This window comes from Streptomyces sp. NPDC005496 (assembly GCF_042872045.1).
Taxonomy (GTDB): domain Bacteria; phylum Actinomycetota; class Actinomycetes; order Streptomycetales; family Streptomycetaceae; genus Streptomyces.
This window is the reverse complement of the sequence record NZ_JBIAJQ010000014.1, coordinates 46,835-61,522: the sequence shown is the minus strand read 5'-3', so window position 1 is coordinate 61,522 and position 14,688 is coordinate 46,835. Positions and strand designations below refer to the sequence as shown.

Sequence of the window (14,688 nt, the reverse complement as noted above, 5' to 3'; positions counted from 1 at the left end):
CGGTGACTCGCTTCCCGGTGCGGAGAGCCGGACGGATGCCGTGGTCAGCCGCTGTGTCGCGGCTGTCGTCCCTCGGTGCCGTCCGATGCCGGCGGCGGCTGTCCCAAATCGAGTGTGAGGCGACGGACCAGGTAGTTCAGCTGTTCCCGCTGATGCGGCGGGATGGGGGTCTTCGCCGGACCGGGCAGGGCATTTGCGCGCCGCGCGCCTTCCTCCAGTGACTGCAGCGTGTCAAAGACGGCGCGGACCGCTGTGTCGTCGCGCCGTACGAGAGCCGATTCCAGCTCCGTGAGTGCCGAACTGACCACCGGCCATTGATCTTCGGCCAGGAACCAGTCCTCGACGGCTTCCACGCGACGGCGTACCCGCCCGACGTCGATGGTGTTCACACCGGCCCCCCTCGGCCCTCGGAAGGCGCGCCGTGCCTGAAGGCGCCCCCCACCTTCGGTATGCACAGGGTAGCGCTCCGCGATCGACGCGACCTGCGATCCGTCGAAGTGAGCGTTGCGGGACACGACGGCGCCCCGCCGGTGCGCCGCTGCGCACGACGAGTGCCGTCACCCCGTTTCACCCGGCGCCGGGCACACTTGATCCCATGTCGTCCCGTCGCAGGAAGTGCCCCGAGTGCCGTCGCGAGATCGCCGTCGTCGCGGGACGGTTCGCGCGCCACGACCCGGCCGGGGCCCGGGGTAGCGGTGACCTCGTGTCGTGTCCCGGGTCGCGTCGCCAGGCCGAGCTCGGAGCGGCCCAGCCGGCGCTGGACGGGTACGTGGTGCCCGACTTCCCCGGCCAGCTGCCGCTCTTCTAGGACCCGCCCTCGGGCGCCACCGACCCGTGGGCGGAAGCCCGCCGGGCCGCGCCGCCGAGGGCCATGCGCTGTGCGCCCCTAGTTCCCCGCCACCGACTTCACGGCCACCGAGATCGGTGCGGAACCGCTGATCAGTTCCAGGGTGAGGCCCGCCGTCGCCGGGGTGTCCACCAGCTCCGCGAGCACCGCCGCGACGTCGTCGCGGGGGACCGAGCCCCGGCCGGTGGAGGCCTCCAGACGGACGAGGCCCGTGCCGGCGTCGTTCGTCAGGGCGCCGGGCCGCAGGATCGTCCAGTCCAGCGCCTCCCGGTTCCGTACGTACTCGTCCGCCTCGCCCTTGGCGCGCAGATACGCGTCGAAGACCTCGTTGCCCTGGTGCGCGGGATCGGCGCCCATGGAGGAGACGACGACGTACCGCCGTACCCCCGCCAGCTCCGCCGCGTCCGCGAACAGGACCGCCGCGGCCCGGTCCACCGTGTCCTTGCGGGCCACGGTGCTGCCCGGACCGGCTCCCGCCGCGAAGACGGCCGCGTCGGCGCCCCGCAGATGCCCGGCGACCTCCTCGACCGAGGCGGACTCCAGATCGCACACGATCGGCTCGGCGCCGGCCTCTCGCAGCTCGTCGCCCTGTTCCGCGCGGCGGATGATGCCCGCCGCCTCGTCCCCGCGCGCGGCGAGCAGACGCTCCAGCCGCAGCGCGATCTGACCATGACCTCCAGCAATGACAATGCGCATGATTCCGACCGTACGCCCGGGTGGGCGCATTCGCCGCACAACCCTGTGGACGACTCGTGGGTCGTACCAGTGATCACTGTGAATTCAGAGGTCGTCGTACGCCGTACGAGCCACGGGGGCCGCGCGGAGCCGTACGGCCTCGTAAGGAGACCGCCATCACCGCCATACGCAAGACCGTCACCGTGGCCGGCTGTGCCGCCGTCCTGTTCGCCACGGCGGCCGCCTGCGGCACGGTCGAGAACCTCACCGCCGGACAGAAGGTCGACCACGCCGTCGACCGGCTCGGCGAACAGAAGTCGCTCGGCATCGAGTTGAGCCTGGACGCGACCCCCGAGGCGCTGGCCTCGCTCTCGGACGACGCCGACGAGATGCCGGACGAGTTCGCCGACTTCATCGCCGGACTGCACGTCGACATCTCGGTCAAGTCCCGCAAGAAGCTGGCGGATTCGGGCGAGAAGGACCTCGTCGGTACGAGCGTGAAGGTCGCCGGCTCCAAGGGTGTCCTGGTCGAGTACCGGGTCGTCGGCGACTTCATGTACTACCGCGCCGACATGAAGGCGGTCGGCGAGGCCATGGGCTTCCCCCTCCCGTCCACGGACGAACTCCCGCAGGAGGACAAGCGGTTCCAGAAGGTGCTCGACGGCGGGTGGGCCAAGATGGACACCCGCGAACTGGAGGCGTCCGGGAAGGGCGCGAAGGGCTCCGGCGGCGACGACATCGACGCCAGGACGCAGCGGAAGATCATGAAGGCCGTACGCGGTGTCCTCGCGGACGAGGTCACCTTCCGTGACGGGAGCGGCAGCGACGGGGCCGAGCACGTCGTCGCCAAGGCCAACCTCCGCGACGTGCTCACCGAGCTGTTCGACCGGCTCCGTCCGCTGGAGGGCGACCTCCCGCCGGGCGCCGAACTGCCCACGTCCCGCGACCTCAAGGACGCTCCGGACAAGAAGGTCGCTGTCGACTTCAAGATCAGGAACGGCGACCTCGAACAGGTGAAGGTCGACCTGGCCGTCCTCGCCGAGCACCCCAAGGGCGCCAAGGTGCCCCTGGTCCTCAAGTTCGCCGAGGCGGGCGAGGTCAAGGCTCCTTCGGGCGCCACGGAGTTCCCCGTCGGCGACGCGCCGGGCCTCGGCAACCCCTTGACCGGAGCCATGTTGGGCGGCGGCATGCTCTGATCGCTGCCGACGGACACCGCCTCGGACACCCGGACCCCGCCTCGGACACCGGGAGTCCGAGGTGTCCGAGGCGCTGGGAGGGCGCGCCGTAGCTCACGGAGTGCGGACCGGACCACCTGTCGCGCACCACAGGCCGCGGACCGCGGACCCAGACGGCATGCCATGGGCCACCAATCACGGCCCCGGCCACGAGTCACGGGCCCCGGCCACGAGTCACGGGCCCCGGGTCACGGTCACCCACGTGCCCTACGGAAGCTCTCCCGCCGCACCCCTCCCGCCGCTCAAGACGGCAGGTGTCCCGTCGTTCAGGACGGCAGGCCCCGCCCCTGCCGGGGCAGATCCAAGCCCGCCGCACCCGAACTGCAGTACTCCCGCACCGCGCTCGTCCGTGCGACAACGCGCCCCCCGTGTACGACGATCCGGCTGTACGCCAGCGACAGCGCGCCCGCGAGGCCGTCGCCGCGTACCGCGAGCAGTTCCGCCGGGAAACCGGCCTCCACCCGCACCTCGGGCAGGCCGAGGGCGGCCCGGGCGGCCGAACTGACCGTGTCGTAGGCGTCCTCGGGCCGCAGCCCGTCGCGCGAGGCGAGCAGGTACGCCGCCTCCAACGGGTCCCCTCGGCCCACCGGGTTCGAGACGTCGCGCAGGGCGCCGCTGCCCGCCGCGACCCGTACGCCGGCCGCCCGCAACAGCCGTACCGGAGCCGTCCCCTGGCGGTCGACGCTGCCGCAGCCGCCCTGCGGGAGGCACACCACCGTGATCCCCGCCGCCGCGAGCTGGTCCGCGGCGCGGATCGCCACGTCGGACGGCAGCCGCCCGAGTCCGCCGCACGGGCCGAGCGTCACTCCCGGGCGCAGACCCCCCGCCATCGCCGCCAGCCGGGCGAGGCGGGCCGGGTCGGCGCCGTCCGTGTGCAGATCGACGGGGCAGCCGTGCTCGGAGGCGATCTCCAGTACGGCCTCGACGTAGCCCGTCGGGTCCGGGTCGGCGTCCGGGCAGCCGCCCACCACGGAGGCGCCCATCTTCACCGCGTCCCGCAGCATCGCGAGCCCGTCCGCCCCGGCCACCCCGGTCAGCAGCCGCGGCATCGCCACCGTCGACAGCTCGGTGAGACCGCGCAGCGCCCGGCGGGCCTGGAGCACGGCCGTCAGCGCGCCCAGCCCCTGGACGTCGCCTACGTGCACGTGCGCGCGCAACGCCGTGGCCCCGTGCCCGAGTTGGAGCAGCGCCGCCTCGGTGGCCCGGCGCTGGACCTCCTCGCAGTCGTACGAGACCGGGCCGTACCCGTCGGCCGTGAACGCCGTGTCCCCGTGGGCGTGCGCCTCGGCCGGGGCAGGCAGGAGCAGGTAGCCGTCGAGGTCCACGCGCGTGCCGTGGGCAGCGTTTCCGCTCGGAGCGAGGCTCCCCGCGGTGCCGACGGCCTCGATGCGTCCGCCGCCCAGCCGCACGTCCACGGTCCGGCCGTCGGTGAGCCGTGCTCCGCACAGCAGGAGGGCGGAGGCGTCGGCGTGCCCCGAGGAGGACGAGGAGTGGGGCGGCTGCGGCTGGCTGTCGGGCATCGCGCTCCTGGGGTCGGTGACGTCTGCGCGGCAGGGACGCAAGATCACGCAGAGTGAGTCGAGCCTAGGGTCGCGACGCGCCCGTATCCGGGAGGAGCGCAATAGTCGTACCGGTGTGGTCGCCAGGTTGACGCGGACGCCGGCGCTCGGGCGGGAGCGAGGCGGTGGGCTGGGCGAACCCGGTGACGGCGGCGACGCGCGCACGGTTCGCGACGGCCCGGAGTCCGTGCCGGCCTCATCGCTTCACGTGGAACCAGCGGTCCCGGTGACCTCACGCACATCAGCGATCACTTCCGTATCGCGGGTACGAGGAGTCACAGGAGGCGTGGTTCGCGTCCGCCGCAGGGCCCACGCGAGAGGGCATGTTTCGGTAGCCGCGGGGGCCACGCGAGAGGGCACGGTTGCGGTAGCCGAGGGCCCACGCCAGAGGGGTCGGTTCCGATCGCTGCGGTGCCCACGCGAAGGGCACGGTTCCCGGCAGCTCCAGGGCGCCCGGGAGGGCATGGCTCCCGGAGTTCCAGGGCTCGCGCGTGGGCCACGGTTCCCTTCCGCGGCAAGGCCCGCGGAAGGGTGGAAAACGGACGGCGGAGTGGGTGCGGGACGACCCGAGGGGCGGGTGGGAGACAGCCCGGGGCAGGTGCCGCGAAACGGATTTGGGCGATCGGCGGCCGACCGTGTAATGTCTTCATCGCTCGCCCCAATAGCTCAGTCGGCAGAGCGTCTCCATGGTAAGGAGAAGGTCTACGGTTCGATTCCGTATTGGGGCTCTGGTGTGTGAGGTTCCCGTCGCAAGGCGGGGCCCGATCGCATCTCAGCGGTGTAGCTCAGTCGGTAGAGCAAGCGGCTCATAATCGCTGTGTCACCGGTTCAAGTCCGGTCACCGCTACTGACAGTAGCCGATTGTGGGGTCGGTCCTTCGATCGGCTACTCTTCTATGCGTTAATCGTCCCATCCGTTCGTCAAGGAGCACTCCTGTGGCTGCCACCGACGTCCGCCCGAAGATCACGCTGGCCTGCGTGGAGTGCAAGGAGCGGAACTACATCACCAAGAAGAACCGGCGTAACAACCCGGACCGACTGGAGATGAAGAAGCACTGCCCGCGTTGCAACGCGCACACCGCGCACCGCGAAACGCGATAATTTCAGGCTCGTACACGAGGCCGTCCCCAGCAACGGGGGCGGCCTCGCGTCGTTGGATCGCCGAGCGTCCCGCCGTGGATCTCGTCGTTCATTCGCTGAGCGTCCAGCCGTGGACCCTCGTCGTTCAGTCGCCGAGTGTCCGCAGAGGACACTCGGCGTTCGTCCGGCGAGCGTCCTGCCGTGGGCCTCGGCCGTGACTTGTTGTTCCGGCTGAAAACCAGGAGGTGCCGAGCCATGGCGCTCGACCAGTCCTTCGTGGGGCGGACCTACCCGCCCACCGACCCCTATGAGGTCGGCCGGGAGAAGATCCGCGAGTTCGCGGAAGCCGCGGGGGACGACAACCCCGCGTACACGGACCCCGACGCCGCCAAGGCTCTCGGGCATCCCGATGTGATCGCCCCGCCGACCTTCGTCTTCGCGATCACCTTCAAGGCCGCCGGCCAGGTCGTCCAGGACCCCCAACTCGGCCTCGACTACACCCGCGTGGTGCACGGCGACCAGAAGTTCGCCTACACCCGGCCGGTGCGCGCGGGGGACCGGCTCACGGTCACCTCGACCATCGAGTCGATCAAGTCCCTCGCGGGCAACGACATCGTGGACATCCGCGGTGAGGTCCACGACGAGGCGGGCGAGCACGTGGTGACGGCTCTCACGAAGCTCGTCGCCCGCGCGGCGGAGGGAAGCTGACATGACGGCGAAGATCTCTTACGCGGACGTCGAGGTCGGCACCGAGCTGCCGGCCCAGGTCTTCCCCGTGACACGCGCCACGCTGGTGCAGTACGCGGGTGCCTCCGGGGACTTCAACCCGATCCACTGGAACGAGAAGTTCGCGGTCGAGGTCGGTCTCCCCGACGTCATCGCGCACGGCATGTTCACCATGGCCGAGGCCATCCGCGTCGTCACCGACTGGGTCGGCGACCCGGGCGCGGTGGTCGAGTACGGCGTGCGCTTCACCAAGCCCGTCGTCGTCCCGAACGACGACCAGGGAGCGACCATCGAGGTCAGCGCCAAGGTCGCCGCCAAGCTCGACGACGACACGGTCCGCGTGGACCTCGTGGCGATGAGCGCCGGCCAGAAGGTGCTGGGCATGTCACGGGCGGTCGTACGCCTGGCCTGAACGGCGGGGGTGTGACAGAGGCCGTGCGGTGACTCGACCTAAGTGACAGACCCCACGTGAACGCCATCCGAAGCTCCGCGGGAACCGGCGCGACGGGGGGCGACGAAGTGCGATGTAAGGGGCGTCCTCAATGGAGGGGCGCTCCTTACGCGTATCAGGCCCCCTGCCCGCCCCAACGCCCACCGCGCTCCAGGCGTTCCGGTTTCCGCACTCCTCTCGCTCTCACTGTCCCCTTCCAGCCCCTCGTAAAAGCCACCCCCCACCCCACCCCTTGACCAAGTTAGTGATTGAGTACTAACTTTCTCTCATGGTCAGGATGAGTGCGGAGGAGAGGCGCGAGAGCGTCATCCGTGCGGCGACGAGCGAGTTCGCCCGCGGTGGCTACTACGGCACGTCGACCGAGGCGATCGCCAAGCGGGTCGGCGTCTCGCAGCCGTATCTCTTCCGGCTCTTCCCCACCAAAAAGGCGATCTTCCTGGCGGCCGCCGAGCGCTGCGTGGAGGACACGATCCGCACCTTCGAGGAGGCCTCAGAGGGCCTCGAAGGCGAAGAGGCCCAGGTGGCCATGGGGAACGCGTACAGCAGGGTCATCGCGGAGCAGCCCGAGCAGCTCATGATGCAGATGCAGATGTACCTCGCCGTGGCCGCCGCCGAGCAGGCCGGTGAGCGTGAGTTCGGGGAAGCGGTGCGGGCCGGCTGGACGCGGCTGTGGGACACCGTCCATCTGTCGCTCGGGGCGGACGTCGACGAGACGACGACCTTCATGGCGTACGGGATGCTCATCAACTGTCTCGTGGCCATGGGCTTTCCGTCGGAGCACCGGGTCTGGGAAGGGATCTACCCGTCGGCGCGACTCGACGGGCGGCTGGAGAAGTAGGCGGCAGGGGGCGTCTTCGGTGCCCTTCGCCATGCTCACGAAAGTTAGTCATCAATTACTAACCAGCACCACCGAACATCCTCTGGGGGAGAGATGTCAGAGCAGACCGCACGTCGCGGGGGAGCCGCCTGGGCCCTCGTCATCACCAGCGTCGCCGGGTTCATGGCGGCCCTGGACAACCTCGTCGTCACCACCGCCCTGCCCTCCATCCGCGAGGACCTCGGAGGAGCGCTGGACGATCTCGAATGGACCGTGAGCGCGTACACGCTCACCTTCGCCGTACTGCTGATGTTCGGCGCGGCCCTGGGTGACCGGTTCGGCCGGCGGCGGATGTTCCTGGCGGGCCTCACCGTCTTCACCGGCGCCTCCGCCGCCGCGGCCATGGCGCCCGGCATCGACTCGCTGATCGCCGCCCGCGCGGTCCAGGGCGTCGGCGCCGCGATCATGATGCCGCTGACGCTGACCCTGCTGACCGCCGCCGTGCCGGCCGCCAAGCGCGGGACGGCGTACGGGATCTGGGGAGCCGTCAACGGCCTCGCCGTCGCCTCCGGGCCCCTCATCGGCGGCAGCCTCACCGAACACGTGTCCTGGCACTGGATCTTCTGGCTGAACGTCCCGCTGGGCCTCGCCCTGCTCCCGCTCGCCCGGCTGCGCCTGTCCGAGTCCTACGGCAGCGGAGCCCCGCTCGACATCACCGGCACACTCCTCGCCAGTGGCGGCCTCTTCGGGATCGTCTACGGGTTGGTCCGCGGGCCCGCCGACGGCTGGACCAGCGCGTACGTCCTGACGGCTCTCGTCACCGGTGCCGTGCTGCTCGGCGGGTTCGTCCGGCACGGCATCCGCGACAAGGCCCCGATGCTGCCGATGCGGCTCTTCCGCTCGCGGGCCTTCTCCGGGATCAACGCCGCGAGCCTGCTGATGTTCCTCGGGATGTTCGGCTCGATCTTCCTGCTCAGCCAGTACATGCAAGGCGTCCTCGGCTACTCGCCCACCGAGGCCGGACTGCGGATGCTGCCCTGGACCGGCATGCCGATGCTCGTCGCGCCGATCGCCGGCTACCTCTCGGACCGCGTCGGCGGCCGGCCGGTCGTCGCGGCGGGACTGTTCCTGCAGGCCGCGGGACTCGCGTACCTCGCAGCCGTGGTCACCGCCGACGTCGCCTACTCGGGACAGCTGCCCGGCCTGATCGTCAGCGGCATCGGGATGTCCCTGTACTTCGCCCCGGCGTCCGCCCTGGTCATGTCCAGCGTCCACCCGAGGGAGCAGGGCATCGCCTCCGGCGCCAACAACGCCCTGCGCGAGGTCGGCGGCGCTCTCGGCATCGCGGTGATGTCCTCGATCTTCGCGTCCCAGGGCGGCTACGAGTCCGCCCAGAGCTTCGTGGACGGACTGCGGCCCGCGCTCTGGGTGGGCGCCGGCGTGGTGGCCGTCGCGGCCACGGCTGCCCTGGCCATCCCCTCCGCCCGGCGCACCGCCGGGACTGTCGAGGCCGCCGCCACCGCCGAGCCCGAGGAACCGGCCCTGGAGACCGCCGCCCGCTGACCGTCCGCCGCACCGGAAGGAGTACACCCCGTGCCCACTCTTCCCTGGACCGTTCCGCACCCCCCGCCGCAGCACGGGCAGGTCCACGTCATGGCCTCCCGGTTCGAGACCCGCACCCGCTGGGGAGCGCTCAGATTCTTCCTGCGCACGCCCGCCGTGTGGCGGCAGGTCGCCAGGTCGCCCGGCGCGTACGGAGCCTCCCTGAAGGCCTGGCCCCTGCGGCGCACCTTCTGGACCCTGTCCGCCTGGGAGTCGCCCGCGGCCCTCAAGCACTTCGCCCGCTCGGGCGCGCACGCCCCGGCCGCCGGCACGCTGCGGCCCCTGATGCGGGACGCGACGTTCCTCACCTGGACGGCGCCGGCCGACGAGCTGCCGCCCGACTGGGACGAGGTGCTGCGGCGCTTCGAGCGGACGCCGTAGGACGTGAGGGAGGCCCGCCGCGACGCGGGCCTCCCCGACGCCGTACCGGCACGCCGGGGTCAGCCGGACACACACCGGGCCCCACCGATGGGCGGCGGCCCCCGTGCTCTCTCGTACTCTTGAGCCCGTGCAGGAACTCCACGACGCTCCGCTCGCCCCCCTGACCACCTTCCGGCTCGGCGGGCCCGCCACCCGGCTGGTCACCGCCACCACCGACGACGAGGTGATCGCCGCCGTCCGTGAGGCCGACGACAGCGGTACGCCGCTGCTGGTCATCGGCGGCGGATCGAACCTGGTCATCGGCGACAAGGGGTTCCCGGGGACCGCCCTGCGCATCGCCACCACCGGGTTCGCGCTCGACGGCACGAGGCTGGAGCTGGCCGCCGGCGAGGTGTGGACCGACGCGGTCGCCCGCACCGTCGAGGCCGGACTCGCGGGCGTCGAGTGCCTCGCCGGCATCCCCGGCTCGGCGGGCGCGACCCCCATCCAGAACGTCGGCGCGTACGGCCAGGAAGTGTCGTCGACCATCACCGAGGTCGTCGCGTACGACCGGCGCACGCGCGAGACGGTCACGCTGGCCAACGCCGACTGCGCCTTCTCCTACCGGCACAGCCGCTTCAAGGCGGACCCCGAGCGCTACGTCGTGCTCCGCGTCCGCTTCGAACTGGAGGACGCCGCCGGACTCTCGGCTCCGCTCAAGTACGCCGAGACGGCGCGCGCCCTCGGTGTCGAACCGGGCGACCGCGTGCCCCTCGCAGCGGCCCGCGAGACCGTCCTGAAGCTGAGGTCCGGCAAGGGCATGGTCCTCGACCCCGAGGACCACGACACCTGGTCGGCCGGGTCGTTCTTCACCAACCCGATCCTCACCCACGAGGAGTTCGCCGCGTTCCACGCGCGCGTGCGTGAGCGGCTCGGCGACGAGGTGATGCCGCCGGCCTACCCGGCCGGGGACAGCCACACCAAGACCTCCGCCGCCTGGCTGATCGACAGGTCCGGCTTCACCAAGGGCTACGGCACCGGCCCCGCCCGGATCTCGACCAAGCACACCCTGGCCCTCACCAACCGGGGCGGGGCGACCACCGAGGACCTGCTCGCCCTGGCCCGCGAGGTCGTCGCCGGAGTCCGCGACGTCTTCGGCATCACCCTGGTCAACGAGCCCGTGACGGTGGGCGTCAGCCTCTAGGGCCCGGCCGGGACACCGGTCACGAGTTCAGCCAGTCGTCCACTCCGGCCAGCAGCTTCGCGCTCACGTCGTGCGGGGCCGCCGACGCCCGGATGGACTGGCGCGCCAGCTCGGCCAGTTCCGCGTCCGTGAAGCCGTGGTGGCGGCGGGCGATCTCGTACTGGGCGGCGAGCCGCGAGCCGAACAGCAGCGGGTCGTCGGCCCCGAGCGCCATCGGCACCCCGGCCTCGAACAGAGTGCGCAGGGGTACGTCCTCGGGCTTCTCGTAGACGCCGAGGGCGACGTTGGACGCCGGGCAGACCTCGCAGGTCACCTGGCGGTCCGCCAGCCGCTTCATCAGCCGGGGGTCGTCGGCGGCCCGCACGCCGTGCCCGATCCGCGTGGCCTCCAGGTCGTCCAGGCAGTCACGGACGGACGAGGGCCCGGCCAGCTCACCGCCGTGCGGCGCCGACAGCAGCCCGCCCTCCCGCGCGATGGCGAACGCCCGGTCGAAGTCCCGGGCCATGCCCCGCCGTTCGTCGTTGGACAGCCCGAAACCGACGATGCCCCGGTCCGCGTACCGCACCGCCAGGCGGGCCAGCGTGCGGGCGTCCAGCGGGTGCTTCATCCGGTTCGCGGCCACCAGGACCCGCATCCCGAGGCCGGTCTCCCGCGCGGCGGAGTCCACCGCGTCCAGGATCACCTCCATGGCCGGGATGAGCCCGCCGAGGCGCGGCGCGTACGACGTCGGGTCGACCTGGATCTCCAGCCACCCGGAGCCGTCCTTCAGGTCCTCCTCGGCGGCCTCGCGCACCAGCCGCCGGATGTCGTCCGGATCCCTGAGGCACGAGCGGGCCGCGTCGTACAGCCGCTGGAAACGGAACCAGCCGCGCTCGTCGGTCGCCCGCAGCTGCGGCGGCTCCGCGCTGGTCAGCGCGTCCGGCAGCCGGACGCCGTGCTTGTCGGCCAGCTCCAGCAGCGTGCTGGGGCGCATGGACCCCGTGAAGTGCAGGTGCAGATGGGCCTTGGGCAGTTCAGAGAGATCACGTACACGCTCCATCCCAGGATCCTGCCGTACGGGAATGTCGCGCCGGTAGCGTTTTCCCTGATCGTGGTCTTGCTCGAACGAAGAAGCGGACCGCCTCCCCGGAGGGAGACGGCCCGCACACGCGCGTGGAGCGCGAAAAGGAGAACGACACCCCAGGGGGTGTACGCAGACGTCAGGCGCGGGCCTCCGCCAGCAGCTTCTGGATCCGCGAGACGCCCTCGACCAGGTCCTCGTCACCCAGCGCGTACGACAGACGCAGGTAACCCGGCGTACCGAAGGCCTCGCCCGGGACGACGGCGACCTCGGCCTCCTCCAGGATGAGCGCGGCCAGCTCGACCGTGTCCTGGGGGCGCTTGCCGCGGATCTCCTTGCCGAGCAGGCCCTTCACCGACGGGTACGCGTAGAAGGCGCCCTCGGGCACCGGGCAGAGCACGCCGTCGATCTCGTTCAGCATCCGCACGATGGTCTTGCGGCGGCGGTCGAAGGCCTCGCGCATCTTCGCGACGGCCTCCAGGTCGCCCGAGACGGCGGCGAGCGCGGCGACCTGGGCGACGTTGGACACGTTCGAGGTGGCGTGCGACTGGAGGTTGGTCGCGGCCTTGACGACGTCCTTCGGGCCGATGATCCACCCCACGCGCCAGCCGGTCATGGCGTACGTCTTGGCGACGCCGTTGACCACGATGCACTTGTCGCGCAGCTCGGGCAGGAGCGCCGGCAGCGAGACGGAGACCGCGTCCCCGTAGACCAGGTGCTCGTAGATCTCGTCGGTGAGCACCCACAGGCCGTGCTCCACGGCCCAGCGGCCGATGGCCGCGGTCTCGGCCTCGGTGTAGACCGCGCCGGTCGGGTTGGAGGGCGAGACGAAGAGGACGACCTTCGTCTTCTCCGTGCGCGCCGCCTCCAGCTGCTCGACCGAGACCCGGTAGCCGGTGGTCTCGTCCGCGACCACCTCGACCGGCACGCCGCCCGCGAGCCGGATCGACTCCGGGTAGGTCGTCCAGTACGGCGCCGGGACGATCACCTCGTCGCCCGGGTCGAGGATCGCGGCGAAGGCCTCGTAGATGGCCTGCTTGCCGCCGTTGGTCACCAGGACCTGCGAGACGTCGGGCTCGTAACCCGAGTCGCGCAGCGTCTTGGCGGCGATCGCGGCCTTCAGCTCGGGCAGACCTCCCGCAGGCGTGTAGCGGTGGTACTTCGGGTTCTTGCACGCCTCGACGGCGGCTTCGACGATGTAGTCCGGGGTCGGGAAGTCGGGCTCACCGGCGCCGAAGCCGATCACCGGACGCCCGGCGGCCTTGAGGGCCTTCGCCTTGGCGTCCACGGCGAGGGTGGCGGACTCGGAGATCGCACCGATCCGGGCGGAGACCCGGCGCTCGGTGGGAGGGGTTGCAGCGCTCATGGGGCCCATCGTTCCAGACCGGAAACTCCCCCGGCACGCGGGTTTCACAGACTGAACACCCATGGATCAACCACGGACAAAGCCCGTACGGACACTTTCTGTTCGACGCCCGGCCGCCGAGCACGTACACTCTCACCTCGTTGGCCTTCACCGGCCGCACTCTCCCGGTGCACACACCGAGCACCCGGGTGGATGCGGTACGTTGGGGGAACCAAAGGGTCGTAGCTCAATTGGTAGAGCACTGGTCTCCAAAACCAGCGGTTGGGGGTTCAAGTCCCTCCGGCCCTGCTACACACTCCTTCGCCAGGATGTGTGCGCATGTACGTACTGCTTTGCACCGCCGTGCGGCTCAACCGGGCGCGGCGCGGCCACGACCCGGAATCAGGTGAGGACGAGTGACGGACGCCGTGGGCTCCATCGACATGCCTGATGCCCAGGATGAGGCGCCGGAGTCCAAGAAGAAGACCCGCAAGGGCGGAAAGCGTGCCAAGAAGGGCCCGCTGAAGCGCCTTGCCCTCTTCTACCGCCAGATCGTCGCGGAGCTCCGCAAGGTCGTCTGGCCGTCTCGCAATCAGCTGACGACGTACACGACCGTGGTGATTGTCTTCGTCATCATCATGATCGGTCTGGTCACCGTGATTGACTATGGACTCGATCACGCCGCCAAGTACGTCTTCGGCTGAGCCAAGAGCGAAGGGCGCCGTCACCGGCGCCCCTTTCGCGTGTTCCACCCCCATGTATCCAGGAAGAAGCAGCCACCGTGTCTGACCCGAACCTGAACGACGCCACCGAGTCGGTCGAGTCCGCTGAGGACGAGCTCGACATCGTTGAGGCGGCGGACGCCGAGGACCCGGACCAGGCCCAGGCTGCCGACGACGAGGCGGGCGAGCCCGCCGACGAGGCGTCCCTGCAGGTCGAGGACGAGTCCGAGGAGTCCGCCGAAGGCGTCGAGAACGCCGAGAACACCGCGGATGCCGACGCCGAGGCGTCCGACGAGGACACCGAGGACGAGGCCGTCGCCGAGGACGCCGAGGAAGAGGCGGAGCCGGTCGACCCGGTCACCGCACTGCGCGAGGAACTGCGCACCCTCCCCGGCGAGTGGTACGTCATCCACACGTACGCCGGCTACGAGAACCGCGTGAAGACCAACCTCGAGCAGCGTGCCGTCTCGCTGAACGTCGAGGACTTCATCTTCCAGGCCGAGGTGCCGCAGGAAGAGGTCGCGCAGATCAAGAACGGCGAGCGCAAGACCATTCGCCAGAACAAGCTGCCCGGCTACGTGCTGGTCCGCATGGACCTGACGAACGAGTCCTGGGGCGTCGTCCGCAACACCCCCGGCGTCACCGGCTTCGTGGGCAACGCCTACGACCCGTACCCGCTGACCCTGGACGAGATCGTCAAGATGCTCGCCCCGGAGGCCGAGGAGAAGGCCGCCCGCGAGGCCGCCGAGGCCGAGGGCAAGCCGGCTCCGTCCCGCAAGGTCGAGGTCCAGGTGCTGGACTTCGAGGTCGGCGACTCGGTCACCGTCACCGACGGCCCCTTCGCGACACTGCAGGCGACGATCAACGAGATCAACGCCGACTCGAAGAAGGTCAAGGGACTCGTCGAGATCTTCGGCCGCGAGACCCCGGTCGAGCTCTCCTTCGACCAGATCCAGAAGAACTAGCTTTCTGGAACAGATGCCTCCGACCAGGTCAGACAGGCTCT

Annotated in this window: 16 protein-coding genes and 3 tRNA genes; 14 read left to right on the top strand and 5 right to left on the bottom strand. The window is 70.7% G+C overall.

Annotation, left to right across the window (positions count from 1 at the left end):
* Nucleotides 1–44: 44 nt before the first annotated feature.
* Nucleotides 45–389 carry a CATRA system-associated protein gene (locus ACFYQQ_RS34480; RefSeq protein WP_355781611.1) on the bottom strand — a complete coding sequence of 115 codons (345 nt, stop codon included), beginning with the start codon at nt 387–389 and terminating at the stop codon, nt 45–47.
* A gap of 206 nt (nt 390–595) precedes the next feature.
* Between ACFYQQ_RS34480 and ACFYQQ_RS34475 the strand changes: the two genes are divergently transcribed.
* Nucleotides 596–808 (top strand): hypothetical protein, encoded by a 213-nt coding sequence (locus ACFYQQ_RS34475; protein WP_151474131.1) that lies wholly within the window; start codon nt 596–598, stop codon nt 806–808.
* Between the two features lie 78 nt (nt 809–886).
* Here ACFYQQ_RS34475 and ACFYQQ_RS34470 read toward each other — a convergent pair whose 3' ends face one another.
* Nucleotides 887–1,543, bottom strand: coding sequence for an NAD(P)H-binding protein (locus ACFYQQ_RS34470; RefSeq protein WP_355781616.1), 657 nt, complete (start codon nt 1,541–1,543; stop codon nt 887–889).
* Between the two features lie 182 nt (nt 1,544–1,725).
* Here ACFYQQ_RS34470 and ACFYQQ_RS34465 point away from each other — a divergent pair, with 182 nt between their 5' ends.
* On the top strand, nt 1,726–2,718 hold the full coding sequence (locus tag ACFYQQ_RS34465) for a hypothetical protein (RefSeq protein WP_355781619.1): 993 nt from the start codon (nt 1,726–1,728) through the stop codon (nt 2,716–2,718).
* A gap of 305 nt (nt 2,719–3,023) precedes the next feature.
* Here ACFYQQ_RS34465 and ACFYQQ_RS34460 read toward each other — a convergent pair whose 3' ends face one another.
* The gene (locus ACFYQQ_RS34460) at nt 3,024–4,277 is read right to left on the bottom strand and encodes an amidohydrolase family protein (RefSeq protein WP_355781621.1); all 1,254 of its coding nucleotides are present in this window, start codon (nt 4,275–4,277) and stop codon (nt 3,024–3,026) included.
* A gap of 694 nt (nt 4,278–4,971) precedes the next feature.
* Between ACFYQQ_RS34460 and ACFYQQ_RS34455 the strand changes: the two genes are divergently transcribed.
* From ACFYQQ_RS34455 to ACFYQQ_RS34415, 9 genes are all read left to right on the top strand, one after another.
* Nucleotides 4,972–5,044: transfer RNA gene (locus ACFYQQ_RS34455), tRNA-Thr, on the top strand.
* 46 nt (nt 5,045–5,090) lie between these two features.
* Nucleotides 5,091–5,163: transfer RNA gene (locus tag ACFYQQ_RS34450), tRNA-Met, on the top strand.
* 88 nt (nt 5,164–5,251) lie between these two features.
* Nucleotides 5,252–5,416 carry a 50S ribosomal protein L33 gene (gene rpmG / locus ACFYQQ_RS34445; protein ID WP_003948671.1) on the top strand — a complete coding sequence of 55 codons (165 nt, stop codon included), beginning with the start codon at nt 5,252–5,254 and terminating at the stop codon, nt 5,414–5,416.
* A 234-nt stretch (nt 5,417–5,650) separates the two neighbouring features.
* Nucleotides 5,651–6,103, top strand: a complete 453-nt coding sequence (locus ACFYQQ_RS34440; protein ID WP_355781623.1) for a MaoC family dehydratase N-terminal domain-containing protein — start codon at nt 5,651–5,653, stop codon at nt 6,101–6,103.
* 1 nt (nt 6,104) lies between these two features.
* A complete protein-coding gene (locus ACFYQQ_RS34435) occupies nt 6,105–6,533 on the top strand; it encodes a MaoC family dehydratase (RefSeq protein WP_356167181.1) in 429 nt (142 codons plus the stop codon).
* Between the two features lie 307 nt (nt 6,534–6,840).
* Nucleotides 6,841–7,410 carry a TetR/AcrR family transcriptional regulator gene (locus ACFYQQ_RS34430; RefSeq protein WP_355786746.1) on the top strand — a complete coding sequence of 190 codons (570 nt, stop codon included), beginning with the start codon at nt 6,841–6,843 and terminating at the stop codon, nt 7,408–7,410.
* Between the two features lie 93 nt (nt 7,411–7,503).
* A complete protein-coding gene (locus ACFYQQ_RS34425) occupies nt 7,504–8,952 on the top strand; it encodes an MFS transporter (protein ID WP_355786744.1) in 1,449 nt (482 codons plus the stop codon).
* A gap of 30 nt (nt 8,953–8,982) precedes the next feature.
* Nucleotides 8,983–9,372 (top strand): DUF3291 domain-containing protein, encoded by a 390-nt coding sequence (locus tag ACFYQQ_RS34420; protein ID WP_355786742.1) that lies wholly within the window; start codon nt 8,983–8,985, stop codon nt 9,370–9,372.
* 127 nt (nt 9,373–9,499) lie between these two features.
* Nucleotides 9,500–10,555 carry a UDP-N-acetylmuramate dehydrogenase gene (locus tag ACFYQQ_RS34415; RefSeq protein ID WP_388906493.1) on the top strand — a complete coding sequence of 352 codons (1,056 nt, stop codon included), beginning with the start codon at nt 9,500–9,502 and terminating at the stop codon, nt 10,553–10,555.
* 19 nt (nt 10,556–10,574) lie between these two features.
* On the opposite strand, the gene ACFYQQ_RS34410 is transcribed toward ACFYQQ_RS34415, so the two are convergent.
* Together ACFYQQ_RS34410 and ACFYQQ_RS34405 are read right to left on the bottom strand one after the other, a co-directional pair.
* Entirely contained in the window at nt 10,575–11,594 is a 1,020-nt protein-coding gene (locus tag ACFYQQ_RS34410) for an adenosine deaminase (protein WP_355781635.1), read from the bottom strand.
* Nucleotides 11,595–11,754: 160 nt separating this feature from the next.
* A complete protein-coding gene (locus ACFYQQ_RS34405) occupies nt 11,755–12,981 on the bottom strand; it encodes a pyridoxal phosphate-dependent aminotransferase (protein ID WP_355781637.1) in 1,227 nt (408 codons plus the stop codon).
* A 215-nt stretch (nt 12,982–13,196) separates the two neighbouring features.
* On the opposite strand from ACFYQQ_RS34405, the gene ACFYQQ_RS34400 reads away from it, so the two are divergent.
* The 3 genes from ACFYQQ_RS34400 to nusG all read left to right on the top strand — a co-directional run bounded on the left by ACFYQQ_RS34400 (nt 13,197) and on the right by nusG (nt 14,647).
* Nucleotides 13,197–13,269: transfer RNA gene (locus ACFYQQ_RS34400), tRNA-Trp, on the top strand.
* Nucleotides 13,270–13,376: 107 nt separating this feature from the next.
* Entirely contained in the window at nt 13,377–13,664 is a 288-nt protein-coding gene (gene secE, locus ACFYQQ_RS34395; RefSeq protein ID WP_121405488.1) for a preprotein translocase subunit SecE, read from the top strand.
* Nucleotides 13,665–13,741: 77 nt separating this feature from the next.
* Nucleotides 13,742–14,647: a transcription termination/antitermination protein NusG gene (nusG, locus tag ACFYQQ_RS34390; RefSeq protein ID WP_355781640.1), complete on the top strand. Its 906-nt coding sequence runs from the start codon at nt 13,742–13,744 to the stop codon at nt 14,645–14,647.
* Nucleotides 14,648–14,688: the final 41 nt, after the last annotated feature.

Bases quoted from the DNA above. Each gene is read 5' to 3' on its own strand.
- ACFYQQ_RS34430 (WP_355786746.1), top strand. From the start codon at position 6,841: ATGGTCAGGATGAGTGCGGAGGAGAGGCGCGAGAGCGTCATCCGTGCG.
- ACFYQQ_RS34435 (WP_356167181.1), top strand. From the start codon at position 6,105: ATGACGGCGAAGATCTCTTACGCGGACGTCGAGGTCGGCACCGAGCTG.
- ACFYQQ_RS34425 (WP_355786744.1), top strand. From the start codon at position 7,504: ATGTCAGAGCAGACCGCACGTCGCGGGGGAGCCGCCTGGGCCCTCGTC.
- ACFYQQ_RS34460 (WP_355781621.1), bottom strand. From the start codon at position 4,277: ATGCCCGACAGCCAGCCGCAGCCGCCCCACTCCTCGTCCTCCTCGGGG.
- ACFYQQ_RS34440 (WP_355781623.1), top strand. From the start codon at position 5,651: ATGGCGCTCGACCAGTCCTTCGTGGGGCGGACCTACCCGCCCACCGAC.
- ACFYQQ_RS34470 (WP_355781616.1), bottom strand. From the start codon at position 1,543: ATGCGCATTGTCATTGCTGGAGGTCATGGTCAGATCGCGCTGCGGCTG.
- ACFYQQ_RS34410 (WP_355781635.1), bottom strand. From the start codon at position 11,594: ATGGAGCGTGTACGTGATCTCTCTGAACTGCCCAAGGCCCATCTGCAC.
- ACFYQQ_RS34475 (WP_151474131.1), top strand. From the start codon at position 596: ATGTCGTCCCGTCGCAGGAAGTGCCCCGAGTGCCGTCGCGAGATCGCC.
- ACFYQQ_RS34405 (WP_355781637.1), bottom strand. From the start codon at position 12,981: ATGAGCGCTGCAACCCCTCCCACCGAGCGCCGGGTCTCCGCCCGGATC.